This window comes from Enterococcus sp. 5B3_DIV0040 (assembly GCF_002140755.1).
GTDB classification, from domain to species: domain Bacteria; phylum Bacillota; class Bacilli; order Lactobacillales; family Enterococcaceae; genus Enterococcus_D; species Enterococcus_D casseliflavus.
This window is the reverse complement of sequence record NZ_NGLC01000001.1, coordinates 288781-307800: the sequence shown is the minus strand read 5'-3', so window position 1 is coordinate 307800 and position 19020 is coordinate 288781. Positions and strand designations below refer to the sequence as shown.

18 protein-coding genes are annotated in these 19020 nt (G+C 43.9%); 6 read left to right on the top strand and 12 right to left on the bottom strand.

The genetic code is table 11. From position 1 onward, the window contains the following. Window positions 1-304 precede the first annotated feature (304 nt). Genes lacD through pfkB form a run of 4 tightly spaced genes read right to left on the bottom strand, consistent with a single transcriptional unit; the run spans window position 305 to window position 4074 of the window. Window positions 305-1282 (bottom strand): tagatose-bisphosphate aldolase, encoded by a 978-nt coding sequence (lacD, locus tag A5883_RS01565; RefSeq protein WP_086337874.1) that lies wholly within the window; start codon window positions 1280-1282, stop codon window positions 305-307. Between the two features lie 4 nt (window positions 1283-1286). After that, entirely contained in the window at window positions 1287-1736 is a 450-nt protein-coding gene (locus tag A5883_RS01560) for a PTS sugar transporter subunit IIA (protein ID WP_015510356.1), read from the bottom strand. Then, complete coding sequence (locus tag A5883_RS01555) at window positions 1733-3139, bottom strand: PTS fructose transporter subunit IIC (protein ID WP_086337873.1); 1407 nt, start codon at window positions 3137-3139, stop codon at window positions 1733-1735. Before A5883_RS01555 ends, A5883_RS01560 begins: the two co-directional genes overlap by 4 nt. Next, window positions 3136-4074, bottom strand: coding sequence for a 1-phosphofructokinase (gene pfkB / locus A5883_RS01550; RefSeq protein WP_086337872.1), 939 nt, complete (start codon window positions 4072-4074; stop codon window positions 3136-3138). The genes A5883_RS01555 and pfkB overlap by 4 nt, the downstream gene beginning before the upstream one ends. A gap of 154 nt (window positions 4075-4228) precedes the next feature. On the opposite strand from pfkB, the gene A5883_RS01545 reads away from it, so the two are divergent. Further along, window positions 4229-4978 (top strand): MurR/RpiR family transcriptional regulator, encoded by a 750-nt coding sequence (locus A5883_RS01545; RefSeq protein ID WP_008380325.1) that lies wholly within the window; start codon window positions 4229-4231, stop codon window positions 4976-4978. A gap of 159 nt (window positions 4979-5137) precedes the next feature. Here A5883_RS01545 and A5883_RS01540 read toward each other — a convergent pair whose 3' ends face one another. From A5883_RS01540 to A5883_RS01515, 6 genes are all read right to left on the bottom strand, one after another. Continuing rightward, window positions 5138-6076 (bottom strand): 2-dehydropantoate 2-reductase, encoded by a 939-nt coding sequence (locus A5883_RS01540; RefSeq protein WP_086337871.1) that lies wholly within the window; start codon window positions 6074-6076, stop codon window positions 5138-5140. A 266-nt stretch (window positions 6077-6342) separates the two neighbouring features. After that, window positions 6343-7305 (bottom strand): oxygen-dependent tRNA uridine(34) hydroxylase TrhO, encoded by a 963-nt coding sequence (gene trhO, locus A5883_RS01535; protein ID WP_016621858.1) that lies wholly within the window; start codon window positions 7303-7305, stop codon window positions 6343-6345. Window positions 7306-7412: 107 nt separating this feature from the next. After that, window positions 7413-8162 carry an alpha/beta fold hydrolase gene (locus A5883_RS01530; protein WP_015510359.1) on the bottom strand — a complete coding sequence of 250 codons (750 nt, stop codon included), beginning with the start codon at window positions 8160-8162 and terminating at the stop codon, window positions 7413-7415. A gap of 99 nt (window positions 8163-8261) precedes the next feature. Then, on the bottom strand, window positions 8262-9134 hold the full coding sequence (gene scrK, locus A5883_RS01525; RefSeq protein WP_086337870.1) for a fructokinase ScrK: 873 nt from the start codon (window positions 9132-9134) through the stop codon (window positions 8262-8264). Window positions 9135-9153: 19 nt separating this feature from the next. Further along, window positions 9154-9651 (bottom strand): LURP-one-related/scramblase family protein, encoded by a 498-nt coding sequence (locus A5883_RS01520; RefSeq protein ID WP_005233908.1) that lies wholly within the window; start codon window positions 9649-9651, stop codon window positions 9154-9156. 3 nt (window positions 9652-9654) lie between these two features. Beyond that, window positions 9655-10530 carry an SPFH domain-containing protein gene (locus A5883_RS01515; RefSeq protein ID WP_060791488.1) on the bottom strand — a complete coding sequence of 292 codons (876 nt, stop codon included), beginning with the start codon at window positions 10528-10530 and terminating at the stop codon, window positions 9655-9657. A 165-nt stretch (window positions 10531-10695) separates the two neighbouring features. Here A5883_RS01515 and A5883_RS01510 point away from each other — a divergent pair, with 165 nt between their 5' ends. Beyond that, entirely contained in the window at window positions 10696-11052 is a 357-nt protein-coding gene (locus A5883_RS01510) for a hypothetical protein (protein ID WP_005228172.1), read from the top strand. 39 nt (window positions 11053-11091) lie between these two features. Here the strand turns inward: A5883_RS01510 and queG are convergent, their stop codons facing one another. Next, window positions 11092-12267: a tRNA epoxyqueuosine(34) reductase QueG gene (gene queG / locus A5883_RS01505; protein ID WP_005228165.1), complete on the bottom strand. Its 1176-nt coding sequence runs from the start codon at window positions 12265-12267 to the stop codon at window positions 11092-11094. Between the two features lie 259 nt (window positions 12268-12526). On the opposite strand from queG, the gene A5883_RS01500 reads away from it, so the two are divergent. From A5883_RS01500 to dhaL, 4 genes are all read left to right on the top strand, one after another. Next, window positions 12527-14851 (top strand): HAD-IC family P-type ATPase, encoded by a 2325-nt coding sequence (locus A5883_RS01500; RefSeq protein ID WP_005228162.1) that lies wholly within the window; start codon window positions 12527-12529, stop codon window positions 14849-14851. 199 nt (window positions 14852-15050) lie between these two features. Further along, on the top strand, window positions 15051-15455 hold the full coding sequence (dhaM, locus tag A5883_RS01495; RefSeq protein WP_005228160.1) for a dihydroxyacetone kinase phosphoryl donor subunit DhaM: 405 nt from the start codon (window positions 15051-15053) through the stop codon (window positions 15453-15455). Next, on the top strand, window positions 15452-16435 hold the full coding sequence (gene dhaK / locus A5883_RS01490) for a dihydroxyacetone kinase subunit DhaK (RefSeq protein ID WP_005228158.1): 984 nt from the start codon (window positions 15452-15454) through the stop codon (window positions 16433-16435). The genes dhaM and dhaK overlap by 4 nt, the downstream gene beginning before the upstream one ends. 14 nt (window positions 16436-16449) lie before the next feature. Next, the gene (dhaL, locus tag A5883_RS01485; protein ID WP_005228156.1) at window positions 16450-17055 is read left to right on the top strand and encodes a dihydroxyacetone kinase subunit DhaL; all 606 of its coding nucleotides are present in this window, start codon (window positions 16450-16452) and stop codon (window positions 17053-17055) included. 77 nt (window positions 17056-17132) lie between these two features. Here the strand turns inward: dhaL and A5883_RS01480 are convergent, their stop codons facing one another. Next, window positions 17133-19001 (bottom strand): acyltransferase family protein, encoded by a 1869-nt coding sequence (locus A5883_RS01480; protein ID WP_074934116.1) that lies wholly within the window; start codon window positions 18999-19001, stop codon window positions 17133-17135. Window positions 19002-19020: the final 19 nt, after the last annotated feature.

The following is a 19020-nucleotide window of genomic DNA, read 5'->3' as shown; positions in this document are numbered from 1 at the left end:
GCTCTCGATGTTTCCACAACAAAGCCACTCCAATAACATGCAGTCAAAGAAAGAAAAACTCCCACCTTTTTCTTCCACAAAAAAAGCTTAGGAAAGATTCCCTAAGCTTTTTGAAACGATTAAATTAGAGTGTATTAAAAAGGCGGCGATTGGTTGGTACGCTCCTTAAGAATGACCCAACTCGTTGACTTTTCCAAATAAAGACTTCGGCGAAAGTCAATCTCAGATATCCGTTTAACCGTCTGGAAGCCAGCACATGTTGACACCTTATTTCCCTAAGTTCAGATATTCCCATTGAAAGAAATCATTCAGTTGTTGCCTGACAAGAAGAAGCTGTTTCCATTAGCACCTCATTCAATGTTTCGATGTTTTTTCTACCGTCTGTTTGCATCCATTGTCTTGCAGCAGCTTCTCCTTTAGTGGCAAATACCTTAACACCATCTGCCCAAGTTGCTCGCCCGCATAATACACCATTGAAGGTTGAACCAGCTGCTTTGGCAAAGCAGAGGGTTTCTTGAAAAAGCTCCGCACTGACGCCCCCGCTAAGAAAAATAAATGGACAAGTAGCCATCTGGCTTTGTTCTTTAAAGAATGCTGCAGCCTCTTTTTGTGTATAGACAACCTCATTCCCGAACCCTTCAACAAACTTCATATTGACAGGAACTTCTACTTTCAAAACAGCTACGTTATAGCGCGACTCTGCAAAAATCTTAATCATTTGATTGACTTTATGTGGTTTGACCGTTGCGTATTCTTTCGATGTGTTATCCGGAATGGTCGCATCATAGGAGACTAGCTCTAAGAAAAAGGGCAGCCCTTCCGCCAGACATTCAGAACCGATTCTTTCTATATAAGCTTTCTTTTGATCGTTGATCGCATCGCTTTCGTCTACATCATAGTAGAGTAAAAACTTACAGGCATCTGCTCCTGCCTCTTTGAGCTTCTTGACTGACCAATAATTTAAGGAGTCTGGGAGTCTCCCTGGCGTCGTTGCGTCATACCCCGTTTTTTCATAAGCCATCAATAGACCGGTTTGCTGAGCACGTTGTTTTGCTGCCGGAAGGCCGTATTCTGGATCCAATAAAATAGCCGATGCATATGGTGTTAGTTCTTCAGAGACGATGGTTTTAAATTGCTCGATCGCTGCGTCCGACACTTCTTTTTTATATTGACTTAGCATTCGCTTTAATGCGCCTCTTTGATCGATCGCCAATGCACTGATGATTCCTTTTGAATTACAAAGTTTTGTTACTGTTATCGGTTGCTTCATTGTCGTAGTCATTTTTTCAATTCCCTTCTAGATACTGATTCATTGCTTGTAGTACAGCTGTTTTAGAAGTAGCTGCTTGGATCGCTTTTTTAAACTCTTCTTTCATCAGCATCCTTGCCACTTGAGACAAAATCGTAAGGTGGGTGGTCCCAGCTTCGTTCTCTGGTATAAACATAGCGATGATCGTATGGATTTTTTGTCCGTCTAAACTGTCCCAATCGATTGCTTCTCTAAGTTTGATTACACTAATAAATGGTCGTCTAATAACACTGCTCTTCGCATGAGGAATGGCAAAGCCATCCATCATGCCTGTAGAGCCTTGTTCTTCTCGAAGGATAAATGCTGCTTCCACTTCTGAAACATTCGTAGCATCGCCTTGCCTCTTACTTTCTTTTGCTAGAAAAGATAGCGCTTCCGCTTTATTCTTTAGGAGGGAATCGACAAAAATATATTCTTCCGTAATCATGCTTTCACGTCCATTCTCTGTTTGGCAACTTTTCTTTTTTGAACCAATCCTAGCAACAACCCACCTGCGATCGATCCTGCCAAAATCGCACTTACCCATAAAAGACCATGAGTAACAACGGGTAATACCAGAAAGCCACCATGGGGTGCAGGCACTTGCACTTTGAAGAGATAGGTCAGTACAGCAGCAATCGAAGAACCAAACATCATGATCGGTAACACTCTCAGCGGGTCTTTTGCCGCAAAAGGTATCGCGCCTTCTGTAATATGTGTTGAGCCTAAGATAAAGTTGACTAATCCAGCATTTTTTTCATTTGCATCAAAATACTTCCCAAAGAATAAAACGGCAAAACCTGTGATCAACGGTGGGGCAATGCACGCTGCGGATACTCCTGCCATGAAACTAGTATTTCCTTGTGCCAATAAAGCAGTACCTGTTACATAAGCTGCTTTATTGATTGGTCCTCCCATATCGAATGCACACATACAGCCAACAATAATGCCTAATACAAAAGGACTAGAGTTTTCGAAACCAGCTAAGAAGGACATCATTGCTTCGTTGATCGTTGCCATCGGTCCTGACACAAAGTCCATAATCAGTCCTGTAATCAAGACTCCTAAAACAGGATAAAGAAAAATTGCTTTCAAACCATCTAATGATTTAGGTAAAAGAACCAATGCCTTCATCAGCCCTAGCACAACATAACCGGCTAAGAAACCTGAAACGATCCCACCTAAGAAGCCAGTTCCGCCATCTGCCGCGATCAAGCCCCCAACAAACCCAACCACTAGTCCTGGTCGTTTCGCGATACTCTCAGCAATAAATGCTGATAGGATCGGGACCATCATACTCATAGCAAAACCACCGATTCCATTGAGTCGTGCAGCAAATTCGTTGTACTGAGCGTTAGTTGGATCCGCCGAATAAATCCCCCAAAGAAATGAAATAGCAATCAAGACTCCCCCACTGACCACAAACGGTAACATATGAGAGACACCATTCATTAAGTTTTTGTAAATCGTATGTCCAATCCCACTGACGGCTACTTCTTCTTTATCAGTCGGAACAGATTGCTTCGACTGTTTGATTTTCCCTGCACCATCTAAGGCATCAGCGATCAATTGATCCGCATTTCGAATTCCTGAGGCTACTGGAACATCAATGATTTTTTTGCCTACAAAACGTTCGGCTTGAACATCTTTATCAGCCGCGATAATGACTGCGTCGGCAGCTTCGATCTCTTCAGCAGTCAACGCATTTTCGATCCCAATCTGTCCATGAGTTTCTACTTTGATCGTAATGCCTCGCTTCTTAGCGGCTTGCTCTAATGCTTCTTGTGCCATATACGTATGCGCGATCCCCGTCGGACATCCCGTCGCAGCTACTATCTGAAATTTTGTCATTTATGGACTTCCTTTCTATGAACATGTATTTGCGCTTCCAATTCAAGGATATCTAAAAAGTCAGTCAATCCCTTTTTAAAAGCAGTTGAACTTCCCGCAGCAATACTTCTTTTCAATGTATGAGAAACCTCCTCCTCGCGAACCATCCCGGCAATAAAGGTCCCTAATAAGCTATCTCCCGCACAGGCTGTATTAACCACTTTGCCTTTTGGGGCATTAGCGATCAGACAAGTTGCTTCATTAAAAAAAATCCCCCCCTCACTTCCTAAAGACAGCAACACATTTTGCGCTCCTTCTGCAATTAACATTTGACCGTATTTCTGATAATCTTCGGGTGCGATCGTGGCGACATCAAACAGTGTCGCTAACTCATCTTCATTTGGTTTGATCAAGTAAGGACGATACTGCAAACACTCCCGAACTTCCTTATAACTACTATCAATAATCAGCTTGACTTCTCGTTCCTGACAGATTTTACTGATCTCAATCAAAACCGTCGGCTGAACACCTTTTGGTAAACTCCCAGAAACACAAAGAAAATCACCTGGAACAAGAGTCTTGATTTTTGCTAACAATCGCTCCACATTTTCTGGACTGATCGCTGGCCCTTGATTGACCAATTTATATTCTTTGTTTTCTTCGTTGACTTGTGTAAAGACATTTATTCTGGTCATTCCATTAACCGCTACAAAATCGGTCTTGATGTGCTTTTCGCTTAAAAAATCTTCAATATATTTTCCTGTAAAGCCACCGCTAAATCCTAAAGCAGTGCTGGGAATGCCTAGCATCTTCAAAATAAGAGAAACGTTCACCCCTTTGCCATTGGCTTGGATCTCATCATCTAGTGTACGATTGACAACTTGAGGCAAAAGCTGTTCTGTTTCGATAAATAAGTCAATCGCTAAATTCATCGTGCATGTGTAAATCGTTCCCATAATTGTTCCTCCTTGCTGTACCTTAAGTATGCACTGTTTCTGAATGTACATGTTTTCTAAAACGATCCATTCTGTTGAAAACATTTTCAATCTTGTTTGATTCCATTTGATTTTCAGATACAATCACACTAAAATAGCGATAAGAGGTGGCAAGATGGACAACAAATTAAGTGAAGCAGAACTATTTTTATGGAATTACATTACGCAAAACCTTTCAGAAATTCCGAGCCTTTCGATTATCAAACTAAGTGAACTGGCAAATGTTTCAACGACAACGATCGTCCGAACCATGAAGAAAAAGGGCTATGAGGGCTACACCTCTTTTAAACATCATTTAAAAGAGCAATCGAATATGACCTTGAATTTTTCAAACGTGGAAATGGTGGATGAAGAGATCCGTCGCTCCATTATTAAAAATGAACAAGAAGTCATTCGTACCTTAAATATGCTGGATACGGGCACTATTGAAGATGCGATCCAAAAAATATACAACGCGAAACGAATCGTTATTTTTGCACGGGGCTTTTCAGAATTGATTGGGGAAGAAATGAAAACAAAATTTCAGCTGGTGGATAAATATTGTGAGTTGTACACTGATCCCAATATTATCACTACGATCAGTAAGCGTTTACGCAAAGAAGATACCGTGATTTTTGTTTCGTTAAATGGGGAGACCGAAGAATTAGTCATTGCGGCTCAAAATTGTTACGATAAAGAAATCGGATCGCTTTTGATCACCGCCTCAAAAGAAAGCCGCTTGCTGGAATTAGTCGAGCTTTCTTTGATTGGCTTCAAATCAGAAATTTCCTTTTTCCCTGATTATGAAGTCCGCTCACGACTGCCCTTATCGGTCATTGCTCGAATCTTGCTGGATTCTTATGCGATACGCATCAAGAAAAAATAAGCAGACTCACTCGAAATCAATAAAAAAAGTCTTTTCGCCCTCATAGTGTTTCTTCTATGAGTGAGCGAAAAGACTTTTTTGCTGAATGATTTGGATGCAGTCTCTTGATATCGCTACTGACTGCTAGCGATTTTACGAGTTATTACCTTCGCAGAAGTGTTATTCTGCTGCTAAAATATCTTCCTTAGCATGGATCATTTGAGTCAAAAAGTCGCAATAAGGCGTTGGCACTTGGTACTTGCGGCCTTTTCGCGAGATTGCGCCATTGATATAATCGATCTCGGTTTTGCGATGATTATTGATCAAATCTTGATACATGGATGGATAGTGCATTCCGATGCCTTCTGGATCATAGGTTTCTTCAATATGGTGGACTACTTCGGATACATCCAGTTCAACAGATTCACGGGCAGCAACTGCCGCAAATTCTTCCACGATCGTTTGGACCATCGCACGCGCCGTTGAGGTTTGTCCGAATTGGGCAATATTCACATTTAAAATCGAACACAAGCCATTTAGGGTGCCGTTGACACAGGCTTTGCGATAGATGGAGTAACGGATGTTCTCAGAATAAGACGCATTCAACCCAGCATCAGCCAAGACTGCCGCCAATTGACGGGCATCTTCTTCTTTCCCCGGTTCGATGTTTTGCAGTTCTACAGAACCAGCCCCAAACAAGCGAACATTACCAGGACCAATCAAGTCCGCCGTCCAAATGGTATTTCCTAAAAAGATTTTATCCGTGCTGACATATTTTTCAATCGTGTCCTCATGACCGATCCCGTTTAATAAGCATAAGACTTTCGTTTGCTCTCCGATCATCGGTTTGATCGTTTGCATCATTTGATCCAGTTGCATCGCTTTAGTAAAGACCAGGATCAAGTCTGCTTGTACAGTCGTTGGGATCTCATTTTGCGAATAGATCGAAAAAGGGACTGCGATCTCTTCACCGTTTAAGTTCGCTCGTAATCCGTGTTCACGGATCGCTTCGATATGCGCAGGCCAGCCGTCGATTAACGTGACGTCATTTCCGCCTCTTTTTAGCATAATAGCAAAACGGCTGCCCATAGCACCTGCACCAGCAATAACAATTTTCATCTGAATTCCTCTTTCCTCTTCCACAATTAGGTATAGTTTACTCTAAAATCGTGAAATATGCGAGAGCCTTGCGTTTTTTCTCGATAGGAAAGAAAAAAGAACAATTGGAATAGTTAGATTTTTCAGATAATTAAAAAACAATCGTTTCCAATTCTGTCCATTCAAAAAAGCCGCACGGAAGGTGGAAAAACTGACTGAGCTAAGCCAGTTTTCGGACTCACGTGCGACTCTTTTAATCCTTCATTTCCTGTGAAACAGTTGTCGGTCTAGGCAGTGACTGTTTCATTTTTTGTTGCAAAGTTTTTTAACCGTTCAGCTTTTTCTGTTTCTGTGATCCCATGTTGCTCCACGTAACGGTTGTGTTCGTGGATGGCACAATCATAGCTGCAGGCACCTAAATGGGCAGCCTGATTTTCCTCAGAAGTTAAGAATTGGCGATTGCATTCTGGGTTGGCACAGTTTACATAGCGCTCGCAAGGTGTCCCATCAAACCAGTCGCGGCCGATGACTTTTTTATCTACATGATTGATTTCCACACTGATGCGTTCATCAAAGACGTACATTTTCCCATCCCAAAGCTCGCCTTGAACTTCTGGGTCATTCCCATAAGCAAAGATACCGCCATGGAGTTGGGCCACATCATCAAAGCCTTCGCGCAGCAACCAGCCTGAGAATTTTTCACAACGGATACCACCAGTACAATAAGTAACGACTTTTTTATCCATAAATTTTTCTTTATTATCGATGATCCATTGCGGCAACTCACGGAAGCTGCGGATATCGGGACGAACGGCTCCCCGGAAATGGCCTAAGTCATATTCATAATCGTTACGGGCATCGATCACCACGGTATCTTCATCTAACAACGCTTCTTTGAACGCTTTAGGATCTAAATATTTTCCAGTCATTTCTAATGGATCGATGTCGTCTTCAAGGTTCAATGAAACCAATTCTTTGCGCGGACGAACGAATAGCTTTTTAAACGCATGTTCTTCTACTTCGTCAATCTTATAAAAAATCCCTTTAAAACGGGGATCAGCTTCCATTTTTTCCATATAGCGATCCGTTGCTTCAACCGTTCCAGAAAGTGTGCCATTGATCCCTTCGTTGGCTACTAAAATACGGCCCTTGATGCCAATTTCTTTTCCAAATGCTAAATGCTCCTTGGCGAAGCTTTCCGGATCTTCAATTGTTGTGTATTTATAAAATAATAAAACGCGGTATGTCAAACCAATTCCTCCTTTTTTTGCACCCTACAGTATAGGTTATCACGTGACAAAAAACGAGTTTTATGCTTGTACCTTTTCACACAATCTTTTTCCTTGCGCAAACAGTGTCATGGATTGGTTTTATTGAGCTCTGCCACGAAAAAAGCTGTGACTTGATCCATCGTTTCTCCACGAACCAGATGGCGTTCTTCTCGCGAGATAAACTGCAAATTTGCTTCTGGATTTTCTGCCACAAAGGCTTCCACATCACCATAAGGAATTTTCTCGTCTTGGGTACCATGCCAAAACAAAAGAGGACGCTGTCCTAATTTCTCTGGTTGAGAAGACAGGTCGTAAGCATCCATCCAGCTTAAAAGCTGACCATAATCCTCGGGTACAAAGAACCCAGCAGCGCCAGCGTGCATTTGGATGCGGTCACGGTATTTCAACATGGAAGGAGAACCCATGATACAAGCTGCCGCTGTAATTTCTGGATGCTGGCACAATAAACCGCACGTGGTCATCCCTCCCATGGAGACTCCGCCAACTGCGATCTGACCGTTGACCAAACCAAGGTTTTCAAAAAAATCGACTAAGTAAGAAAACTCAAATAGATTGGTTTGGATACTTTGCCAAAAAGTTAAAGAAGGAATCTCCGATAGCTGGGTCTTGCGCTCCCCATGATTGGCTGCATCTGGCAAGACCACCCGAAAACCTTCTCTAGCTAACTTTCTGCCTTGTGTCAACACTAATTCTTTACTCGTCTGCCAGCCATGATAGTAAATAATCAATGGCAGCGGCTCATAAATCATTTCTTCTGGTACGACTTCTAAGACCGGAATATTCCCGATTTTTCTTTTTCGAACAGCTAATTTCATTCTTTTCCACCTCAGCTTAAGTATACAAAAAGTCGCCAAAAGCGCCACTGATACGCTGCAAAAAAAGATCATACCCGAAGAGTATGATCTTTTTTTTATTTATGAATGTAAGACCGCTTCTCGAGCCAATGCCAAACAACCGAGGGTTCCAGCGTTGTCTTCCAATGCTGGGGTCACGATATATTTGCTTAACTCAGGTGTTTCGACATAGCCATTGACCAATTTTGCAAATGCGTCGTGGACGTTTTGCAGCATATGGCGTTGTTTCATCACACCACCGCCAAAAATGATCACATCTGGAGAAAACATCAAGGTTGTATTGTAGGCACATTGAGCAATATAGGAGGCTTCAATTTCCCAATAAGGATCATCTTCTGCAACCTCTTGCCCTTTTTTCCCTAAGCGTTTTTCGATGGCGGGTCCAGCGGCCATCCCTTCTAAACAGTTGCCATGAAATGGACAGCTGCCAGCAAAGTCATCTTCTGGATGAGGGACGACCAGCATATGCCCCATTTCTGGATGACTAAACCCTTCGATAAAGCGCCCTTCTTGTAAGGCACCGCCACCAACACCTGTACCGATCGTGTAGTAAACGACACTGCTCAATCCTTTGCCACTGCCGAAGACATACTCACCATAGGCAGCCGCATTGACATCTGTTGTCCAAGAAATCGGGATCGGAAATTCTTTTTTCATGGTACCGATGAAATCAAAATTTTGCCATGCCAATTTCGGGGTCGAGGTAATGTACCCATAAGTGGCAGAATCGCGATGGATATCGATGGGCCCAAATGAGCCAATCCCAATCCCTGCTAAATCTGCTTGGTATTGTTTGAAGAAATCAATGACTAAAGGCATTGTTTCCTCAGGTGTCGTTGTCGGAAAGCTCACTCTTTCCTTGATCGTCATTTCTTCATCGCCAATGGCACACACAAATTTTGTGCCGCCTGCTTCAATCGAACCGTATAACATGCACATCGCTCCTTTTTTTCTAACTACTTGCTGAACTTGACGCTGCGGCATCATCTGCTTTGACGCGATCGATGGCTACCACTAATGCAATGATCAGGTCATCTAGATCTTCTTCATAGATCACAACTTCATAGGTATCCCCCCAAGAGATCCATTTTTTGTGGATCTCTGCGATCCGTTTGCCGTTGCGGTTGACCACAAAATCCATATCCCACCAATTGCCGTCCACATCGATGCCTTCTGCACTGATGGAATAGCGGGCTTTAAAAAATGTGAAATGTTTTTCTAAAACGATCGCTTCTTGGCCGTGGACTTCCACAAAAAATTTCGGTAATAAACTGAACACTTTTTTGGTGATCTCCGCAATCGGTCGCTGCTGCTCATTGAAGATCGTAAAACTTTTCGGGATCTTAAAAAAACTGCCTTCGACATAATAGCGAGGGTTTTGTAAATCATCAGTGACGGTAAATTTTTCACCGATGCTGAAAACCTTCTGTTTGATGTAAAGTTTCTTCAAATGCTACACTCCTTTCTCTTTGACATCGCCCGTATTGATCACCGGCTGCGTGCCTTTATCGGTAATGATCGACACCAATAAATTATTGATCAGTTGGACTTTGCGGTCATCTGTGAAATTGATGTCCTGTCCGTCTTCGATTTGTTCTAACGCCATTTGTGTCATGGAGACGGCCCCTTCAACAATGATTTGCCGTGCTGATAAAATTGCTTTAGCTTGTTGGCGCTGCAGCATCGCACTAGCGATCTCAGTCGCATACGCCAAATGGTTTAAGCGAGTCTCCAAGACTTCGACCCCAGCAACAGCCAATCGTTCTTGCAATTCTTTTGCCAGCTCCTCCGAGACTTCACTTGTATTGCCTCGCAACGTCAGATCATCGTCATTGAACGTGTCATAGGGGTATTGCGTCGCAATATGACGAATCGCTGTTTCACTTTGGATCTCAATGAAATCTTGGTAATAATCGACATCAAACAATGCTTTTGCCGTATCTACGACTTTAAAAACCACCACCGCCGAGATCTCGATCGGGTTTCCATCTGAATCATTGACCTTCAACAGCGAACTGTTAAAGTTGCGGACTTTCAATGAAACATTGATTTTTTGGGTTAATGGGGTTGTCACGAACAAGCCGTTGTCTTTAATGGTTCCTAAGTACTGCCCAAAAAAGAGGATCGCTTTGGCTTGGTTGGGCTGTACGATCGTTAACGAACTAAGGAAAAGAAACGAAACGATCCATAAAAGAATGCTGAGAACGATTTCGAGAACGCTCTCATTTACGAACCCATGATAAAACAAATAACCGCCGCCAACTAATAACCCGATCAGCACAACCAGTGCTAAATACCCATTCACATGAAATGTCTGTTTTTCTGTCATTTTTATTCCTTCCCTTCTTGCTCTTATCTTACCTTGGTTAAAGCCGCTGTGCAAATGTTCTTGCGCATATCAGGGACGATTCCCAATCAAGCTATTTTGTTTTCTGCAACTTTCCCGTTACAATTAAGGTAGGACAAAATTTTTCTCAAAAAAGGGGTAATTCTTATGGCACAAAAAATTGACTTAGAAACGAGTAAATGGTCGTTGGAATCGATCATTAAAACGGTCGGCACCGATCTATCCTCTGTTGTAGAGGTACAAAACAAAGATGGCATTGACGTTGTAGTGATCTCGAAAGACGAGTGGCAACATCTTTTGGAATTACTCGATGCACGTCATGCAGAAGGCTATCGGTTGGAACAAGAGCTTCCTGAAGAAATTTTAGTTGACGTTGCCGATACCGACAACCAATACACCGAAGAAGGCGAGTTAGAAATGGAGCTGCCTGAGCGTGTGCATCCAGCACCTGATTTTGAACTGGATTCAGAAGAAATCGTTGAAAGTGATGACGTACTAGATTAAACAAAAAAGCAAAACGGCCACAGGCACGTTTTGCTTTTTTTATAGCTCTTTTTCCTGCTTTTTGGTAATGACCGCTTGCAATCGTTCGATAGCAGGTTGCAATTCTTGCTGTGCTTCTTCTTCGGGTTCTAACTCTGCACACCGTTGCAGTCGCTCTAACCACATCTCTGGTTCTTTGACGCCCAACTGTCCAATGGCCCAATAAGCCGTTCCTCGAATCACTGGCCGCACGTCTTCTGTCGCACAGCGCCAAATCGCTGGCAAGGCACTGCGGTCTCCCACATTGGCTAAGGCGATGATGGCATTACGCTGCAGCGGTTTTTTCCCCCGCCAAGAGCCAGATAGATGGCCAAATTGTTCTTTGAAGGCTTTGTTTGATAAAGATAACATCGGTTGCAGTTTTGGATAAACGGTATCGACTTCAGGCTCCATCTCTTGATGAAAATGGAAGTCCTTCCCCCGATTATAAGGGCAGACCAACTGACAAATATCGCAACCGTAAATCACGTTATGCATCTTTTTGCGGTACTCTTCTGGCATCATGCCCTTCGTCTGGGTTTGATAGGACAAACAACGCTGGGCATTCATCCGACCATCGCCCAATAACGCTTTAGTGGGGCAAGCCGTCACACAACGCATGCAATCCCCACAACCAAACGGGACTTCTTCATCTGGTTCAAGAGAGATATTGGTGACGATCTCCCCGAGATAAACAAACGAACCAAATTCTTCTGTGATCAGCAAGCCATTACGACCGATAAAGCCAAGACCCGCCCGCTGCGCTGCCGCCACATCCACCAATTCCCCTGTATCGACTTGCGGTGCGAAACGCCATTCGACTTGTTCTTCCATCGTTTGCGCTTGTTCTTTGATAAAGGCGATCAAGCGATCCAACCGTTCTCGCAAAATATCATGGTAATCGATGCCCCACGAGGCACGGGCAAACATGCCACGTTTTTCATCCCGCGGGACTTTCTCTTTGATTTTTGTCGGATAAGCTAAAGCGATCGCAATGATCGTTTGCGGATTTTCAAATGTCCGTTCAGGATAGATACGCTCTTCGATCACGGGATGCTCAAAACCAGAGGTATGGCCTTTGGCTTTTTGTTCCCGCAAGGAAGGCTCCAATGCCAAAAACGGCTCCGCTGAAGCAAACCCGATCTTGTCGATGCCAAGCCGCTTGCTTTCTGCAATAATTTTTTCTTTTAAAGACATGCTCGCTACCCTCTTTTGTCCGCTAAGCATCTGCTTCTCGGCTTTTTCTCTTCCCCTATTATACGTAAGCACCAGAAAAAAGTCGATGGTGCGGTTTGTTCCCCCAGTTTTTTTCTTTCTTTAAAAGAACACGTGTTGATTGTTTAAGATTTTAATTAATTTTATCATTATTTTCCTCGCAACGATTGCATTGAATTTTTCGAATGCTAGACTAGATAAAGGAATCAGAAAGAAATGAACAAATGAAATGGAGATGCTTATGACTCAATTACCCACCGGCTTGACTGCAGCAGAAGTCGCCAAGAAAACCCAAGAGGGGCTGCACAATGATTATGAAACAAAAACCAGTAAATCAACTGCTGCGATCATCAAGGACAATTTACTGACGTTATTCAATTTTCTCAACCTATTGATTGGCGTTTTTTTATTTGCCGTAGGCGCCTATTCCAACATGTTCTACTTAGCGATTATTTTTGTGAATATCACCATTGGGATCAGCCAAGAATTGCACGCACGTAATTTAGTAAAAAAACTCTCACTTGTTTCACCGCAAACGGTACGAGTGATTCGAGATGGTCAAACCCATGAGATTTCAGCCAAAGAATTGGTCTTAGAAGACTCAGTCATTCTTGGTGCTGGGGACCAAATCCCCGCTGATATGACGGTGCTTTCTGGACTAGTCGAAGTCAATGAAGCGATGCTGACTGGTGAAGCCGATCTGGTTGTCAAAGAAGCAGGTGCTTCCTTACTCTCAGGAAGTTTCATCGTCAGCGGTGAAGTGACAGGAAAAGTCATTCATGTCGGTGCAGAAAACTACGCAGCGAAACTAAGCAATGAGGCGAAGGTCCACAAACCGATCCGCTCTGAGCTGCTTGCTTCGATCCGTAGTGTATCCAAATTCACTAGCTATGTGATCGTTCCTTTAGGGGTGATTTTGTTCTTCCAAGCCTTTATGATGCGAGATGCTGGGATCAAGGAATCCGTCGTCGTTTCTGCCGCTGCCTTATTAGGAATGTTACCAAAAGGACTTGTCCTGCTGATCAGTATCGCCTTGACGACAGGTGTCATTAAATTGGCCAAAAAACGGATTTTGGTCCAAGACATGTATGCCGTTGAAACCTTGGCGCATGTCGATACCCTTTGTCTGGATAAGACGGGGACGTTGACGGAAGGCCATATGGTTCTCGAATCGATCGTTCCTCTCCAAGCTGGCAGCGACCCTAACATGCTCTTAGGGAATTATTTGGCAGCCAGCACAGATAACAATTTGACGATGCAAGCATTGCGTCAAGGCTGCCCTGAGCTAACGGATCATCAGCCGATCGAAGTCGCTGCCTTTTCTTCACAGCGCAAATGGGGTGCTGTAGCTTTTGAACATCTAGGAAATGTCTATCTTGGCGCACCTGAAAAAGTCGCTGGCTCTGCTGCCTTGCCGCAAGTCAAAGAAGCGCAAGAAGCAGGTCTGCGGGTGTTGATTTTAGCCGTAGAGACCGATCCAAAAGCGCCAGCATCCTTTGACCCAACCAATGCACAAGCGGTGGCTATCTTGATTTTATCTGATATCATCCGCCAAAACGCTGAAGAAACCTTGGCTTACTTAGCCGATCAAGGCATCGATCTAAAGGTGATCTCTGGCGATAATCCAATAGCTGTCGCTGCGATCGCCCATCGTGCAGGTCTTGCGAATGCCGATCAAGCCATCGATCTTTCTACCTTAACGACCGAAGCAGAAGTCCGAGAAGCTGCGACACGCTATACGGTCTTTGGTCGTGTGACTCCTGAACAAAAGAAACTACTCGTTCAAGAATTAAAAGCCAATCAACGGACCGTTGCCATGACGGGTGATGGCGTCAACGATGTGTTGGCACTACGGGAAGCCGACGTCAGCATTGCAATGGCTGCTGGCGACAGTGCGGCTCGTCAAATCGCTAACTTTGTCTTATTGGATTCTGACTTTACTACGTTGCCAGATGTTTTATTTGAAGGACGCCGCGTCGTCAATAACGTGACCAAAGCGTCGGGAATCTTCTTTATCAAGACGATTTACAGCTTCTTGCTCTCTTTGGTTTGTATCCTGACATCCAGCGCCTTTCCGTTCTTGCCGATCCAAATCACATTGATCGACTTAGCAATTGAAGGTTATCCATCTTTCTTCCTTTCCTTTGAAGAAAACAAAGCACCGATCAAAGGTCGTTACTTGCCGACAGTCTTGCTCAATGCGTTGCCAAATGCCTTGTTGGTGTTAGTCAATTACTTTGCGATCCGCTTTTTACAAACCGACTACGGTTGGTCGCAATTTGATACGACGACCTTGTTGTACTATTTGTTGATCGGGATCAGCTGTATCGCTGTGATTCGCGCTTGCTTGCCATTAAATCCATTGCGATTGTTCTTAGCGATTACCACTACCGTGGGGATCTATGTCGCAGCAATGCTTTTCCACGGATTGCTGGAAGTCGGTTTCTTGACCGCCGTAACATTGCCTTACTTCCTTGGCATGATGGCATTGAACATCTGCCTGTACGTGGGGCTTTCTTTCCTAACGAAGCGCTTTTCAGCCAAAATGCTTGTTAAACAATCCTAACCAATTCTGCCGCATCGTCTTTCTTTATCCAGAAAGACGATGCTGTTTTTTTGTCCTCTCCATAGGTGCAACCATACAAGAAGAAAGAAATTTGGTATACTGAACCTGTAGGCGGTTTCAACAAGGACGGTGTTTCTTTGGAAAAGGCAACCCCCTTGTCAAACAGCCAAATTTAATCAGAAAGTGTTGGTGAAATTGGATGAAAAAAAGTATTTTACTCGTTTCTCACAGTCAGCAACTCACCGAAGGATTAAAACAGATGATCGAAGAAATGGCTGATGGCGAGTCAGTCACGATCTATTCTTTAGGCGGGACAGCAGAAGGAGAGCTGGGTTCTGACGCCACGAAAATCGTGGATGCCGTCAACGAATCCGCAGACGCTGAACTGATCTTAGTCTTTGCCGATCTAGGCAGTGCCGTTTTGAATGCCGAACTTGCATACGACATGCTGGAACCTCAGCAACAAGAACGCTATCACCTGATCGACGCGCCGCTGGTGGAAGGTGCATTTGCTGCAGCGATCACCGCTGGTTTCAGTGATGATTTGGCGCAAATCGTTGCAGAAGCAAAAAAAGCAGCCGAGAAAGGATGGCATGAAGCATGAAAAAAATCATTAATGATCCCTCAATGATCGTAGAAGAAATGTTGGCCGGTATCGTAGGCAGTTATCCTGAACTGGTCCATCAAGTCGCCGACTCACGGGTGATCGCTAAAAATAATCAAAAAGAACAAGTCGGTCTTGTTTCTGGCGGTGGGAGTGGACATGAGCCGGCCCATGCTGGCTTTGTCGGTGATGGGATGCTTAGCGCCGCCGTTTTAGGCGATGTCTTCACCTCCCCGACCCCCGACCAGATTTTGACGGCTATCCAAGATTCTGATCAAGGACAAGGCGTCTTGCTGATCGTCAAAAACTATACTGGCGATATCTTGAACTTTGAGATGGCCAAAGATATGGCAGAAATGGAAGAGATCACGACGGAGATCGTGGTCGTGGATGATGATATCGCTGTTGAAAATAGCACCTATACTGCTGGCAAACGAGGAGTTGCCGGTACGGTCTTAGTCCACAAGATTTTAGGCGCAGCTGCTCGTAATGGTGCCAGCTTAAGCGAATTAAAAACATTGGGCGATGCCTTGGTTGCATCGATCAAAACCATTGGGGTCGCATTAAAAGCGGCAACAGTTCCTGAAGTTGGGAAACCAGGTTTTGACTTAGCCGATGATGAGATCGAGTATGGCGTGGGCATCCACGGCGAACCTGGTTACCGTCGAGAAAAACTGAAACCCTCACGTGAACTAGCACAAGAGTTGGTGGAAAAAATCTTAGCGGATTATGAAAAGACCCCAGAAAAAGTCGGTGTCTTGATCAACGGTATGGGTGGTACGCCGCAAATGGAGTTGTTCGTTTTTGCCAATGATGTCGCGAAATTACTCGCAGAAAAAGACATCCCTGTCTCCTTCCATAAAGTCGGCAATTTCATGACTTCCATCGATATGCAGGGACTTTCACTGACCATGATCGATTTCAGCGAAACGGATCACACCGATGCGTTAAATGAAGACGTCACAACAATAGCCTGGTAAAGGAGCGAATAGAGATGCAATTGACAACAGAAACGGTGCAAGCATGGTTAGATACCTTCACGAAAGAAATCGAAGCAAACAAGGCCTATTTAAGCGATTTAGATACACCGATCGGCGACGGGGACCATGGCAACAATATGGCACGCGGCGTAGCTGCTTATCAAGAAGCCTATGCCAAACAACAGCCAACGACGATCAGTGATACCTTTAAAGTCTTCTCAATGGCAATGATCTCAAAAGTCGGCGGCGCTTCGGGTCCCCTTTATGGTTCGGCGTTTATGAATATGACCAAAGCAACGAAGGAACTAGAAACAATCGACTCCTTTGAACAATTAGGTACGATCGTTGAAGAAGGCTTGACCGGCATCAAAATGCGGGGAAAAGCTGAGTTTGAAGACAAAACGATGGTCGATGTCTGGCAACCTGTCGCAGAAGCCTTGAAAAAAGGGGATTTGACCAAGGACACGATCGAAGCAGCGAAAGAACATACCAAAGAACTTGTTGCTAAAAAAGGCCGTGCCTCTTATGTTGGTGAACGTGCCATCGGTCATATCGATCCCGGATCAGCTTCTAGTGCGATTTTGTTTGACTCACTGTTAACGGTGATAGAAAAAGATTAAAAAACGATGCTCTTTCAAAGCACCGTTTAAGACAAAAGACAAACCTTATGATTGCGTAAGGTTTGTCTTTTTCTTGCTTATTCCTCTTGTAAAATCGTTTGGGCAACTAGCTTCACGTATTGATCCATGCCATCTGGATTTGGATGGACCCGATCTTCATAGAACCATGACTCTTGGTCATTACTCAAATCATACCAATCGATCAAGGTCATATTGTCGTATTTTTCCGCCATGCGCTCCAACATCCGATTGACTTCATTTTGCCAACGCTGTGTCGGCACCCGCACATTGATCCAGTAGACTTTGCGATCACCGATCTCATTCATAAAGCTATCAAATTGGGCTTCTGTAAAGGAACCATTCGTTCCAAGCCCCACAAGGACGGTATCCCGCAAAAGATTTTTTTCTTTCAAGTCTTTGATCAATTCAGGGCTCGCATACAGCTGGCGCCCAACATCCCCATCAACTACCGCTTGGGTAAAGACTTCTTTCAAGTCAGCCGTTGCATCCAGCATCACAGAATCACCAAAAGCCGTGATTTCAAGAGATTCCGCTTTTTTCACTTGGGCTGCTGTTAGATCATATTTTTCCATGATATTTTTTTCATCTTCACTCGTGTTCGCCTCATCGTCTGCTTCATTGCCTTCAGCATTCGCATTCTTTTGCGATTGCTCAGCCGCTTTTTTATTGGCCGCAATGTTGTCTTTCAACTGCTGCTGTTGGGCATCGACATAATTCGTCGGTGCAGTCACGACGCCAAACAAAGCAACGAGGGTAATGAGTAAGCTGGGCACTAACCACGGTTTTTTCCAACTAAAAATTGGTTTACTGAACCAACCGCGGACCGTTCTGAATGTATCTTTGTACTGGAATTTACGCATTGGGTTTTCGATAAACCGATAGGACAATTCACTGATAAACAAGATCAAGAATAGTTCCACTAACGTGTGCATCAGCACGTTCTCACCGATATTTCCCACTTTTGCTTCGTAAAATATCATCACTGGAAATTGATACAAATAGATCCCATAACTGCGCTTGCCGATATAACTGAAAATCGGATTACTCAATACCCGATTCAAACTGGCTCCGGGATGAGCGGTGACTGCCACAAGAATCGTGCATAGGATACTGATCAAGAACATGCCGCCATAATAGACAAAGGTCAAATGATCATCTAAGAAAAAGAACGCTGCGATCAGACCAGCCAAGGAAGCAAAACCAGAGATATTTAAGACCCGTTTGGCTTTTTGCGGTATCTCTTTCTTCAAGTGGGTACTTGGCCAAATGAATGCTAAGGCACTCCCCATCCAGATCGAAAAGAGTCGCGTATCTGTTCCATAATAGACCCGTGTCGGATCGGCGCCTGGTGTGTAAAGGACCGCTAACAGAACTGCCGATAAAATCGTGACTGCGGCAGTAAATTTAAAGGCGCGATGCCTCTGCTTGCCGATTTTCATCAACAAAATAAACACTAAAGGCCAAATCAGATAGTTCTGTCCCTCCACAGCCAGTGACCACAGATGGGTAAAGGGGGATTCATTGCCGAACCGATCAAAATAGGATAACCCATGATTGATCTGCCACCAGTTGTTGTAATACAGCAGCGAGCTAACAAAAACCCCGCGCAAATTATTCAGCAGGTTTCGCTGGAACAAAGTGATATACGCTGCTGAGATAAGCAGCATCACCACCATTCCTGGATAGAGCCGTTTCATCCGCCGAACATAAAAATCTTTGACTTTGATTTTGCCGTTTTGATCCCACTCTTGCCTCAGCAAGTCAGTGATTAAATAACCTGATACGACAAAGAATACTGGAACTCCTAAATACCCGCCTCGCATATGAGTAGGTAGTAAATGATATAAAATAACGCCGATGACTGCCAAGGTTCGAATGCCGTCAAACCCGGTAATATAGCGGCTTGTGCTTAAACGTTTATTCATTTTTCAACCACTTTTCTCT